The sequence below is a fragment of the Enterococcus sp. DIV0756 genome (assembly GCF_051710745.1).
Classification (GTDB): Bacteria; Bacillota; Bacilli; order Lactobacillales; family Enterococcaceae; genus Enterococcus_A.
Genome location: NZ_JBIOLF010000002.1, coordinates 1,200,454 through 1,213,151, shown reverse-complemented (window position 1 = coordinate 1,213,151; position 12,698 = coordinate 1,200,454). Strand labels below are relative to the sequence as shown.

The window sequence follows — 12,698 nt, the reverse complement described above, 5'->3', positions numbered from 1 at the left end:
TACGATCAATTAGCGCTTGAAACTAATTGTTTCCTCACTAGTTCTCCATTGGATGCGATCACTTGTTTATACCATTCAAAAGATTTTTTCTTAGTTCGCTTCATTGTACCATTACCCTGATCATCACGATCGACATAGACAAAGCCGTAACGCTTGCTCATTTGCCCGGTGCTAGCCGCAATCAGGTCAATGCAGCCCCAGGTGGTGTAGCCCATGAGTTCGACGCCATCGATTTCCACTGCATCCATAAAAGCTTGCACATGCTTCTCCAAATAATCGATCCGATAGTCATCGGCCACATAGCCATTTTCATCAGGAATATCGACGGCTCCCAGACCATTTTCCACGATAAAGAGCGGTTTTTGGTAGCGATCATACAGCTGATTCAAGGAATTTCGCAAGCCTAATGGATCGATCTGCCAGCCCCATTCTGTTGAGGGTAAATGATCATTTTTTATTGAAGCGAAAATGTTTCCCGTTGCCTGTTGGTAATCTTCTGGATGTGCACTGACAGTTCGAGAACAATAATAAGAAAAGGTCACAAAATCAACTGGCGAAGCTGCCAAAATTTCTTGATCCTCTGGCTCCATGTGAATGGTCAGACCTTCGCGTTCAAATTTTTTTAACGCATAGTTTGGATACTTCCCTCTGGCTTGCACGTCGATAAAGAAATAGCCTTCACGATCGCGTTTGATCGCTTCTTGATAATCTTCTGGCCGACAGGTGTATGGATAATGACTGCCGCCGGCTAACATGCAACCTACTTTATTTTCAGGATCAACTTCATGAGCAATTTTCGTTGCCAAGGCGCTGGCGACCAATTGATGATGTGCCGCTTGATACTTAATCTTTTCCTTATTTTCACCTTCCTTAAAAACAATCCCGCCGCCCACAAAAGGTTGATGAAGCAAAATATTGATCTCATTAATAGTCAGCCAATACTTCACTAAGCCCTTATAACGAGTCAAAACGGTGTTCGCATAACGGGTGTAAAATTCAATTAATTTCCGACTTCTCCAGCCGCCGTATTCCTTAACAAGGTGAAGCGGGATATCGAAATGCGTGATGGTAACTAGCGGTTCGATTTTATGCTTCTTTAATTCATGAAAAATATCCTCATAGAATTTCAAGCCGGCTTCATTCGGTTCCAAATCATCGCCATTTGGAAAAATCCGCGACCAAGAAAGCGACATGCGATAAACCTTGAAACCCATTTCCGCAAAAAGTTGGATATCCTCCATGTAATGATGGTACATATCGACCGCTTCTTTGGCAGGATAATAATAGCCTTCCTGCCACTCCAGCATTTCTAAATCACCGGATGCGACTTTTTTTCGATCTTCGCCATAAGGCAGAACATCGATATTCGCTAATTTTCTGCCGCCTTCTAAAACGCCGCCTTCAGTTTGATTTGCGGCAGTCGCACCGCCCCATAAAAAATCTTTATCTAAAGCCATATTGATTTCCCTCCAATTTCTATACTCTGACGGCTAGAATATCTTGATCACAATCAGTTTGTCCTACAATGATCGTTTCGATCGATGAATATTGTGGTGTGTTGGTCACAACGATCGGTACTTGCGTTTCATAGCCGGCCGCTTGAATTTTTTCTAAGTCGAAGGTCAAGATTGGCTGTCCTTTTTTGACCACTTCATTCAATTGAACGAGTGCTTCAAAATATTGTCCCTTTAATTCAACTGTATTCAAGCCCACATGGATCAGAATCTCTACGCCAGATTCGGACACCAGACCAATCGCATGCTTGGTTGGAAAAATGGCCGCAATTTTACCATCAAAAGGTGCGACGACTGTTCCTTCGATTGGTTCGATGGCAAAGCCTTTGCCTAATGCCTCGGAAGCAAATGCTTCGTCATGGACTTCCCTCAATGGGATGACTTGACCTTTAATCGGACTGATCATCAAGGTATCTTCCAGAATAACTTCCTTCATTTCTGGAATCGTATCCTCCTTTTCAAACTTGAAGCTTAAAATATACGTCAACACTGCAGTCGATACCGCCGAAATGATCAGCGCGAATACGATATTCCAGAAAAAGCGCATCGTATCATCACCAATATAAAGCAAAATCGCAGGAAGTCCTGATGATCCAGTCGCAAAACGATGCGTATTGGTCAAACCGGCATAGAGACCGCCTAATCCACCACCAATCATGGCAGAAATTAAAGGATATTTTTTCGGTAGGTTCACACCATATAATGTCGGTTCAGTAATCCCCATATACGCAGTGATCGAACCTGAAGTCGCCAGCTGGCGCAGCTTTTTATCCTTAGTTCTGAAAGCGACGACGGCTGAAGCAGTTGCTTGCGCAATATTTGAACAGACACATCCTGGGCCAAAGATACTGTCATAACCAAGCTCCGCCATTTGCATAACACCTAGTGGAGCCACCCCATTATGCAGTCCGAACATCACCATGATCGGTAAAAAGCCACCGATCAGAACTGCTGGAACCCAGCTGGCATTGACACTTAGGAAAGTGAAAAAGGTAGCTAAGTAGCCGCCAAGAATACTGCCAATCGGACCTAATACGGAGAAGGCTAAGGTTCCCATTATTAAGAAAGTCAACATTGGTACGAAAACGAGCTCGACAGATTTAGGAATCACGCGATTCAAGAACTTCTCAACATAAGATTGAGCGAAAATCACTAGTAAAATCGGGATCACAGAACCAGTGTATGTTGCGAGAGTAAAGGGAATAATTTCAAAAAATCGGACTGGATCTCCCGCTGTCACCAACGCTCCCCAGTTTGGATGCATCATCATTGCCGCAACAGATGCAGCTAAAATCGGATTACAGCGTAATTTCTGCGCTTCCGTGAAAGCCAAAATCATTGGCAGGAAGAAGAAAACGCCATCCGCAAACATATTTAACAGGTAATACGTTTGAGATTCCGGGGAAATCACTTGGAAAACGATTAGTAAGGCTAGTACTGCTTTGACCATTCCCGCTCCAGATAACGCTGGAATCACAGGCTGGAACGTTCCCGCAACAAACTCAATAATCGAAGTCAAGAGACCTTTCTTTTCTGTTTGAACTGCCTTTGTCGGATCAAGCTCAATGATTTTTTCGATTTCTTCAAAAACATCCTTTACATGGGTTCCAATCACAATTTGATGGACACCTGCGTTAAAAATATATTTCGTCACACCGTCTAAACTTTCCAAGCCTTTGATATCAATCTGCGATTCATCAATCACTTTAAAACGCAGACGTGTTTGACAATGATACCCTTCAGTAATATTCTTTTTGCCACCTAACTTTTCAACAATATCATGAGCCAAACCTGCATATTTCTTACTCATGGGATTCTCCTTTCAATGGGGCAAGATGTTTTTTTGATTTAACCGGTTAATCAAGTCTTGCTTGTATCTGAACCTTATCACGGCAAGAGAACGTTTCCAATAGATTTAAAGCATCTCAAAACGTATTCCATTTTTTCGTAAAATCGACCTCTTATTTATGAAATACGTTTCATCCCAATAAAAAAGAACACCCTACAATAGGTGTTCTGCATCAGAATGGTTCGAAAAGATCTTTATGAGTGGTTTGCCTCTTTTTTGATTCTAAAACTTTGGCATTGGCTATTTTATTCTTCTTGTTATCTTCATAATTAAGCGAGTAAATTTTCGCAAAGAGACTATCTAATAAAAATAGCACCGACTCTTGCGTCGCAAAATTTGCAATCTTGGAATATAGCCGCTCTTTGCTTGAGATATTCAAGACCACATCTGAATAATCTCTCAAATAGTTCTTGCCTCCGCTAGTAATACTGATGATCGGCACGCCGGATCGCTTCAGAATTTTGACATTACTCGTAGGGTTTTCGTCTGGATTATTGCCAGAATAGGAAAGAATCACCGCGCAATCTTTTTCGTTTAATGAACAAGAGATCAACCCATTCTCGCCAGCGTTGGACATGAAGGCTTTTTTCTGGATCGATAGTAGATTCCGCTTGAATAATTCGCCATAATAGTGATTGGGACTGTTGCCATAGATCACAATATTTTCTGCTTTTTGGATCAATTCTGCGGCGTGATTCAAATCTTCAACGGCAATATGCGAAACGGTGTCCTTAATGCTCTGAATTTTTAACGTAACTAGCTGTTCAATGATTTGCAGAGAGTCATCCTCGGCGCTAAAAGGAAAATTTGGGTCAACGTCCTCATAAGCGTTTTCATTATAATTGGCGACCTCATGAGTAAATGCATACATAAATTCCGTCCAACCTGAGTAATCAAAATATTTAGCGAAACGAACCAATGTCGGTTTTGAGGTAAAGGTTCTTTTGGCGATCTCATCCATACTAAGCTCCGGAAGCTGGTCACGATGCTCAAGAATGAATTCGCCGATCGTGCGCCGCGCATCATTTTGTTTAAAGGCCGCCTCTTCAATTCTTTGGAATAAATACATGCCTTACCTCCTAAACCTTCACTTTCTCTGATACCGATTTGTTTGTTTTCGAAAAAATTCCTTGTTCGCATTTCTGGATCATCTGATCGTAATTATCCAGCTTTGTTTCTAAACGAGCAACAGTGGCATTGATCAGCTGCTGCTTTTCCAGCATTTTTTTGTATTCCTCGATCAGAATTTTCTTGCGCTCAACGAGTGTGGCATCTCCCTGCTGATATAACTTGGAATATTTTGCTAAGGAATCGATGGAAAGACCAGAATCGCGCATACATTTGATAAACTCGACCCAGTTTAGGTCCTCTTCCTTAAAATCACGAATTCCGGATTCATTTCTAGTAATCGGCGGGATCAGGCCTTCTTTTTCATAATAACGGATGGTTGCCGGGGTCATGTTGAAGGTTGCTGCTACTTCTGAGATGTTCATTTTCACCACTCCTTTTGTTTGTCCTCTCATTTTCATCTTAACAGGATTTCCCTTTGATTTAAAGTGAGCTTTAACTCGAATCCAGTTTAAGTGAAGCAATAGTAAAAAATACTTAACAAACGGAAAGCCAAACGGCGAAGTACTTTCCGAAAAGAAAGTAAGCCGACGTTTGGCTTTTCATTTTTTAACTGTTTATTGGGCCAACCATTCTTCTACCAGACTCGCCGTTTGGCTTTTATCCGACGATGTGATTCCTAAGCCTTCACCAAGAGTGGCTTGAGTCAGTATCTCTCGGTAACGTCCCATGGATTCATCAATCGAGCTGCTTCCGCTAGTAAAAAAAGGATAAATCGTTTTTCCAGCTAATTCATTTTCACTAAGCCACTTTTCTACTGGTAAAGCCGGTTCACCAAACCAGATCGGTGTTCCCAAGAAAATACTGTCATACTCAGATAAATCAACCTCCTGCTTCACGATTTCCGGTAATTCATCGGCTTCTCTTTGCGACTGAACGATAGTCAAAACATCATCATAGACCTCAGGATAAGGTTCAACCGTTTCGATTCGCAATATATCACTATCCGTTTGTTTTTGAATTTCTTCAGCCACCGCTTTTGTATTTTCAGTTAGGGAATAATAGACAACGATCGCTTTCCCCCTAGGCCCAGCTCCGTTATCCTTAGTTGAATCAGCAGTGTCGCTTGCATTCTCAGAATCCGAACGACCTAACCCGCATGCACCAAGAAACAAAACAACAGGGACTATCCAAAACAGCTTTTTCATACATCCCACCTCCACTTTCTTTCGTTCTAGCATACTGGTTAAAGTGCACTTTAAGTCAAGAGACTTTATGAGTAATTAGAGTCGAAAATTATTTTTTATATTTGGATACCTACTCATGCCCCACCACTTTATGAGGAATATATGGCTCTTCTAAATACAGAACATCTTCTTCTGTCAATTTGAAATCAACGGCACCCACTGCGGTTTCAATATGGCTCATTTTTGTCGCTCCTACAACTGGCGCAACCACTGGATTTTTTTGCAGCAGCCAGCCTAATGCAATATTTACCCGGTTCGTATCATATCTATCAGCTAATTCCGCCACACGATCAATAATCAACTGATCCTTATCCGCGGTTTCATCATATTTAGCTTTTTGCGCGATATCCGTGCTGCTGCGCTTGGTTGCTTCGGAGCGATCACGAATCAATCGGCCAGACGCCATCGGACTATAGGGGGTCAAGGCAATCCTTTCGGAACGACAATACGGAATCATCTCCCGTTCTTCTTCACGATAAATCAAATTCAAATGATTTTGCATCGAGACGAACTTTGTCCATCCATTTTTTTCAGCAATCGCATTGGCCTTTTGAAACTGATAAGCATACATCGCAGAAGCGCCAATATAACGGGCTTTTCCAGATTTCACCACCTCATGTAATGCCTCCATCGTTTCTTCAATCGGAGTCTCATAATCCCAGCGATGAATAATATATAAATCTACGTAATCCGTTTGCAGACGTTTCAAGCTTTGATCGATTTGCGAGAAGATGGCTTTTCTTGATAAGCCCTGTCCATTAGGACCGTCAAACATTTTTTGATGGACTTTGGTCGCTAACACGATCTCATCTCTATTGGCGTAATCCTTCAAAGCTTTTCCTAAAATTTCCTCACTTCGACCCAACGAATAAACATTGGCTGTGTCGAAAAAGTTGATCCCCAGCTCCAATGCTTTCTTAATCAACGGTCGACTGTCCTCTTCTTCCAAAACCCAGTTATGAATCCAATTTTTAGGATCACCAAAACTCATTGAACCCAGACAAATTCTCGAAACATCTAATCCTGTGTTGCCTAATTTTGCATATTCCATTTGAATCCCACCTTTCTTCTACTATACTAGTGTACCTGTTAAAGTTCACTTCAAGGCAAGTACTTTTTTTAACAACCTTCCAATCGTAAAACAAAAACGGCACAAACTTTACATTTATAAAGTTCACGCCGTTTTTACTTTAAAAATGAAACTAGCCTAATTCGATCCCTGCATCCTTGATCGCCGCTTCGACGATTTCCATCACGATTTTGCTATGCTCCAGCTGTTTCTTAACAAAGGTCATATCCTTGTCTTCGATCACTTGATTGAATAGCTTGAATTCATCAAACATCCGATGCGGGTGATCCTTGTGATCGAAGGTTTCTATCTCACCTTTTAATGGTTGGATGCTGTAGCTTTCCAAGGTGTTTGTCGGACCATTGACGATCACAGAGCCTTCTGTTCCTTGAATGGTCGAACGAATCGTTGCTTCCGAATCTTTTGCTCCGATGCAGACAACTTTTACATCGCCATAATCCAGCAGCAGCATGCCAGACGTATCAATATCACGCTCAATATTGGCATAATATTGGACATGTTGCGGTTTACCAAGCAATCCAACAACTAGATGAATATTGTAGATATTGATATCCATCAACGCTCCGCCGCCCATTTTTGGATTAAAAGCGGGTAAAATCGTTCCTTCTTTAAACGCATCATAGCGGGAAGAATATTGTGAGTAGTTGCATTCAATAATTTTCAACGTACCAATTTTTTGAACAGCTTCTTTGATCCCTTGATAATTTGGCATATATTGATTGGTGATCGCTTCGACTAATACTAGGTCTTTTTCCAACGCAAGTTTTTCTAGTTCTAGTAATTCCGCCGCCTTCAAAGTGAAGGGCTTTTCACAGATCACGTGCTTGCCGGCTTCTAGTGCTTTTTTCGCGAAGCTGTAATGCAGATGATTCGGTACTGCCACGTAAACCGTGTCGAAAGCATCGCTTTTCAGACACTTGTCAATATCTGTGTAAGAGGCCTCGATTCCATACTCTTTTTGAATTGTCTCGGTCTTTTCCTGACTGCGTTTCGTTCCCATAATGGCCTTTAGCTGAATTTCAGGAAGATCCTTCGTGATTGCTAAAAACTCCTGTACGATTTTGCCGGAACCAAAAATGGCTAATTTCATTGCTACTCCTTCTTTCTTCGCTAGTTTTTCACCTGCTGGATGCCTTTTTCCAGCATCTCGATTTGCAGCAGCGTTTCTTCATCCTTAACGGCTTTTGGTTTGCCATTGATCAGTGTTTCGTAGATATCCTCATAGACACGGCTGTAATCACCGATCTCCGAAACGACCTTCTCTTCATGAAATACGCCTGCATCATCCATATAAGTCAGCGTACCATAATGCTCAGGCAAATCAATCCCGAAATCTTTGTTTTCCGGCATATAGAACATTTTTAAGTGCTCCTCTTGACGATCTTTGGTTTCTTTAACAAAGACACCTTTTTTTCCATAAACTACAAAACTTGGACGCTCCTTCAAACGGAAATAGCTAGATTTTACTGACACCTTCATGCGGCCATAAAACAGATCCAGATCAAAATAATCATTCATGCGATCATCGCCAAGAAGTTGACGAACTTCGTAATGCACATCGTCTGGCTCTCCAAAATAGGAAATTACTTGATCCAATGTGTGACAAGCATGCCCATATAGATAACTTGTACCGATTGAAAAGTGCTCCACACTCTCAGGTACTTCTGGACGGAAGTAATCGTAATGCATCTCAACTTCTAACAAATCACCCAGCACGCCACTTTCGATGACTTTTTGCACGGTTAAAAAGTCTGAATCATAGCGACGGTTTTGATAGCATTGAATGAATAACCCTTTTTCATCTGCTAAGCGGAATAATTCTCTCGCTTCCTCAGAGGTTTCAGTAAATGGCTTCTCAATCAGAACATTTTTACCATGCTCCAAGACTTCTTTGCCTAATTTGAAATGCAATGGACTTGGGGTTGTCACCACCACCAATTGAATTTCTGGATCGTTGTAAATGTCATTGATGTCAGACGTATACGTTGTTCCAGGATTTTTCTCCCAGGTAATGCGTCCGCTAGGTGAATAGATCGTTTTGACCTTGATCTTGTCGGTTAGTTTGGTTGAAAATGGTAAGTGATAGCGATTGGTACTCTTGCCGTTGCCGATGTATGCGATAGTTAACATGGATAAATCCCTCCAGATTTCTTTTAATAGTTTTAGTATAAAAGAAATCATTTCATTTGAAAGTGATTCCTCTAAAACAGGTCCTTTTATCCAAGCTTTCGAACAAACAGGTCAAAAATCTGAACATTTTATCCAAAAAAATTTACAGGTTCTTCTGAAATTCGTAAAATTACGGTAGAATAAATAGAATACTCGTTCATTCAAACAAGAAGGTGAAAACATGCTATTAATCGATAAATTACGACTGCAAAAAGATCTGACCAATACGGAAAAACGGATCGCGGATTATATTTTACAGAATTTGACAGAGATTCCAGCGATCAATGTTGCTGATCTAGCCAAAAATACCTATACTTCCCATTCATCAGTGATCCGTTTGGCGCAAAAAATGGGGTATGATGGTTTTCGCGATTTTCGTGTCGCAATTTCTGAGATCGCTCATAGTGATATCTATCGACCAGAGCCAGTTGATGCGAATTTCCCCTTTCTGCCGCAGGATTCCACAAAGGAAATTGCGAAAAAAATGGCGGATCTAACCGTCAATACTGTCCAACGAACCTATGCTCAGCTAGATGATGTTATTCTAGATAAAGCAGCTGAGCTGTTAGCCAACGCCGAACGCATCTTTCTCTTTGCTCAAGGGGATTCTCAGATTCGGGCTCGCAGTTTTCAAAATAAGCTAGTGAAGATCAATAAATTCTTGATTATTGCGGACGAATATGCGGATGAGGATTGGAATGCCGCCAGTCTAACTAGTAAAGACTGTGCGATTTTCATCTCTTATCGCGCACGCGTCCCACAATACGAGCGAATGCTGAAGCACTTTTTAAATGAAAACATACCGTCCATTTTATTGACCGGCAACAGTCGTTCAAACCTAATCCCATTAGCCACCCAATCAATCGTATTCACTCAGGAAGAAATGGCTTTTATGAAGGTTAGTACGTTCTCTTCCCAGGTGGCCTTTGAGTACATTTTGGATACTCTTTTCTCACTCTTATATGCCAAAAATTTCCAACAAAATCTTTTGGACTTTAAACGGAAAAACGAATGGATTGAAAAAGGCATTTTATCCGATGATTCAAAATAACCTAAAAAAGCGATTCTACTTTACGTTTGTTAAGTAGAATCGCTTTTGGCTTTACTTAATGAAAGTGAAATCGTGATTAATGATTTCCAATAGTTCGAACTGATCATTCTCAAAAACAAACTTGAAGATACAGCAATTGGCGATTTTTTCTGTGCGTTCCACCCTGCTGGTATGCGCCCATCTTTTGAGAAATTGTCCGCAGACCGCCCCGTGGGAGACCATCAGGATATTTTTTCCTGTATCCGCTTGTGTCAGTTTTAGAATCGTCTGGGCGATTCGCTCTTGAAATTCCTGTTCTCCTTCACCACCAAAGTCCTTAAAGAAATCACCATATGGCAACGGCGGATTCTAATACTCATGTTCTGCCTCTAAATCACCGAAGTTCCATTCCTTTAATCCTTTAATACGCGAATAGGTCAAATCCGTCACCAACTCTAAGGTATCGCAGGCTCTTTCCGAGGCGGAGGCATAAGCACTATCCAGTTCGATCCCGTTTCGTATAAAAAAATCCCGCGCGATCAAGGCTTGTTTTTTCCCAAGTTCCGTTAACGGCGAATCACACCAGCCTTGGATTTTTTTCTGTTTATTAAAGAGCGTCTCTCCATGACGCATCAAGTAGACCGTTTTCAATTTTATCGCTCCGTTTCATTAAAAGCTGGTCGGTGCAAGCTGTGTTCGCAACGACCAGATTTTCTTAGATTTTTAAATCATTCAACCATTCAATAACCGCTTCTTTGCTGTCGGCGGCGTCATCACGATTGACAGAATAGCCATCTTCAATTACGTTTGCATCGGGTTCTTCTTCCTTGATCGAATGGATCGTGTCGGAAAAACCACTGCCGCCATGGGTATTGAAGGGAATGATCGTCTTCCCGGCTAAATCCGTTTCATCCAAGAAACTGTAAAGAATCATCGGCATGTCGCCCCACCAATTGGGATAGCCAAGAAAAATCGTTTCGTATTGATCGATATTTTCGATTTTTTCTTTCAATGCTGGTCGTTCCTCATCCTCCTGTTCCTTACTAGCCAGATTGACCAACTCTTCATGATCGGTGGGGTAAGCTTTTTCCGGCTCGATCCGAAAAATAGCTGCTCCGACTCTTTCTTGAATCGTTTGTGCCACGTATTGTGTGTTGCCTAGAACTTTGCCTTTAATCACCACCGTGCTGTTTTCCTCTTCTTCGGTCATGTTCTCCGGATCAGTTGTTTCCGGCATTGAAAAATAGACAACTAATGACTTCCTGAATTTCTCTGGCTCTGGTGCAACTGGAGCCGAGCTTTCTGACTTACTTTCACTAGAACTTGAAGCTTTTGTCTCATTTTCCGAATTGCCGCAAGCTGACAACACTGAAATTGTAAAAATCGCTGTTAAAATCCCAAATATTTTTTTCATTTGTTCCCCACCTTCCCAGGTTGGCTACACCATCACTCTTCCTTCAACTCATTATCGATCTGTAATTTTTCCTTTTCGTAATTGACCATATGGGTATCAAAGTTATCTAATTTATATTTTAAATAATCCCGCGCCTCTTCTAAGGCTTTGATTTTGCTTTCCGCATTGTCTAAATGTTCTTGCAAGATCGCTTTTCTAGCCCCCAAAGTTTCGTCGCCTTCACGGGAAAGACTGGCATAATCGATCAAGCCTTCAATCGAGACACCTGCATTGCGTAAAACTTTGGCAAAATATACCCAATTTAAATCTCTTTCGGAAAAATCTCGATAACCACTTTTATCCCGTTTAATTGGCGGGATCACCCCGATCCGTTCATAATAGCGCAAAGTATCTGCGGAAAGATCGTATTTCTCACTGACTTCTTTAATATTCATCTCTTCACCCTTTCTTCATTTGAAATCGGTATTTTACCTCAAGCCGTCGCTTCTTCTCTTTTATGGTACTTATTTCGTAGAACGAATAAATAATGTCATTCCACGATGCATCTGTGAGCAAATCATTGATGATCTGCCCAGACTCGTATTCGTTGATTTCATCAACAAACTCCCGTTAACTTCGCTTCTCGCCGTTCACCTAAAACGATCCTGTTTTTTTTTACGGCTAATAAATTTACACTTGCCTTTCCGATTTCGCTCAATCCCTCCTGATGAACCAAGCATACACCTTGGAGTTGACTTCAAGGCAATAGATATTTTGGTTTTTCTTTACATAATTTTAGATCGTAAAAAAATAGTAGATACAATTGAATGTACCTACCACTTTTTAGTAAACTTTTATCCACGCTTTAACTTAATTTAGGCAGAAGTTAACCTCTTATACAGTTCGGTAATGAATAACCTTTGATTTTCCTTTTGAAATAATCAATCAACAAACAAATCGGAGAGGTTGAAGGTGTATTCCCCAACTCTAGTAAATTATACGAATGATTTCTCTTTTTGAATGTGGCAAAAAGTTCACTTAATCTTCTTGCAAATCGCAATAATCTCTTCGGCTAAATCCGTAAATGCAATAGAGATCATCAAGCGATCCTGACTATGGACCATCAGCAATGATATCTTAGTAGTCTTTCCCGCTGATTTAGCCCTCAGCAAGCTTGTTTGCGTATTATGAGCCTCTACCAAAGATTCTTTTGCTAAATCATTTTTTTATCCGCTTCTCCAAAACACTGTATTTTTGCAGATTGGATAGCTTCCATCGCATAACTTTTAGCATTCCCGCCATGGATGATCAATACCATGATAACTTCTGAATTTTAGT

At 41.0% G+C, this 12,698-nt stretch carries 11 protein-coding genes and 2 pseudogenes; 1 reads left to right on the top strand and 12 read right to left on the bottom strand.

Annotated elements, in window-relative coordinates; translation table 11 throughout:
• Window positions 1-5 precede the first annotated feature (5 nt).
• The 8 genes from IGI44_RS22130 to IGI44_RS22095 all read right to left on the bottom strand — a co-directional run bounded on the left by IGI44_RS22130 (window position 6) and on the right by IGI44_RS22095 (window position 8,898).
• Window positions 6-1,457 carry a 6-phospho-beta-glucosidase gene (locus IGI44_RS22130; RefSeq protein WP_438790071.1) on the bottom strand — a complete coding sequence of 484 codons (1,452 nt, stop codon included), beginning with the start codon at window positions 1,455-1,457 and terminating at the stop codon, window positions 6-8.
• Between the two features lie 19 nt (window positions 1,458-1,476).
• Window positions 1,477-3,324 (bottom strand): beta-glucoside-specific PTS transporter subunit IIABC, encoded by a 1,848-nt coding sequence (locus tag IGI44_RS22125; RefSeq protein WP_438790070.1) that lies wholly within the window; start codon window positions 3,322-3,324, stop codon window positions 1,477-1,479.
• Window positions 3,325-3,535: 211 nt separating this feature from the next.
• Window positions 3,536-4,432 (bottom strand): MurR/RpiR family transcriptional regulator, encoded by an 897-nt coding sequence (locus IGI44_RS22120; protein WP_438790069.1) that lies wholly within the window; start codon window positions 4,430-4,432, stop codon window positions 3,536-3,538.
• Between the two features lie 10 nt (window positions 4,433-4,442).
• Window positions 4,443-4,856, bottom strand: coding sequence for a MerR family transcriptional regulator (locus IGI44_RS22115; RefSeq protein WP_438790068.1), 414 nt, complete (start codon window positions 4,854-4,856; stop codon window positions 4,443-4,445).
• 192 nt (window positions 4,857-5,048) lie between these two features.
• Window positions 5,049-5,639: a flavodoxin family protein gene (locus IGI44_RS22110; RefSeq protein WP_438790067.1), complete on the bottom strand. Its 591-nt coding sequence runs from the start codon at window positions 5,637-5,639 to the stop codon at window positions 5,049-5,051.
• Between the two features lie 109 nt (window positions 5,640-5,748).
• A complete protein-coding gene (locus IGI44_RS22105) occupies window positions 5,749-6,729 on the bottom strand; it encodes an aldo/keto reductase (RefSeq protein WP_438790066.1) in 981 nt (326 codons plus the stop codon).
• Window positions 6,730-6,880: 151 nt separating this feature from the next.
• Window positions 6,881-7,858, bottom strand: coding sequence for a Gfo/Idh/MocA family protein (locus IGI44_RS22100; protein WP_438790065.1), 978 nt, complete (start codon window positions 7,856-7,858; stop codon window positions 6,881-6,883).
• 20 nt (window positions 7,859-7,878) lie between these two features.
• Window positions 7,879-8,898 (bottom strand): Gfo/Idh/MocA family oxidoreductase, encoded by a 1,020-nt coding sequence (locus IGI44_RS22095; protein WP_438790064.1) that lies wholly within the window; start codon window positions 8,896-8,898, stop codon window positions 7,879-7,881.
• Window positions 8,899-9,118: 220 nt separating this feature from the next.
• On the opposite strand from IGI44_RS22095, the gene IGI44_RS22090 reads away from it, so the two are divergent.
• Window positions 9,119-9,988 (top strand): MurR/RpiR family transcriptional regulator, encoded by an 870-nt coding sequence (locus IGI44_RS22090; RefSeq protein ID WP_438790063.1) that lies wholly within the window; start codon window positions 9,119-9,121, stop codon window positions 9,986-9,988.
• A 51-nt stretch (window positions 9,989-10,039) separates the two neighbouring features.
• Here IGI44_RS22090 and IGI44_RS22085 read toward each other — a convergent pair.
• The 4 genes and pseudogenes from IGI44_RS22085 to IGI44_RS22070 all read right to left on the bottom strand — a co-directional run bounded on the left by IGI44_RS22085 (window position 10,040) and on the right by IGI44_RS22070 (window position 12,678).
• Window positions 10,040-10,600, bottom strand: a pseudogene (locus IGI44_RS22085) (histidine phosphatase family protein).
• A gap of 82 nt (window positions 10,601-10,682) precedes the next feature.
• Entirely contained in the window at window positions 10,683-11,381 is a 699-nt protein-coding gene (locus tag IGI44_RS22080) for a flavodoxin (RefSeq protein WP_438790062.1), read from the bottom strand.
• Between the two features lie 32 nt (window positions 11,382-11,413).
• Window positions 11,414-11,815, bottom strand: coding sequence for a MerR family transcriptional regulator (locus IGI44_RS22075; protein WP_438790061.1), 402 nt, complete (start codon window positions 11,813-11,815; stop codon window positions 11,414-11,416).
• Between the two features lie 579 nt (window positions 11,816-12,394).
• Window positions 12,395-12,678 (bottom strand): annotated as a pseudogene (locus IGI44_RS22070) (PTS lactose/cellobiose transporter subunit IIA).
• Window positions 12,679-12,698: the final 20 nt, after the last annotated feature.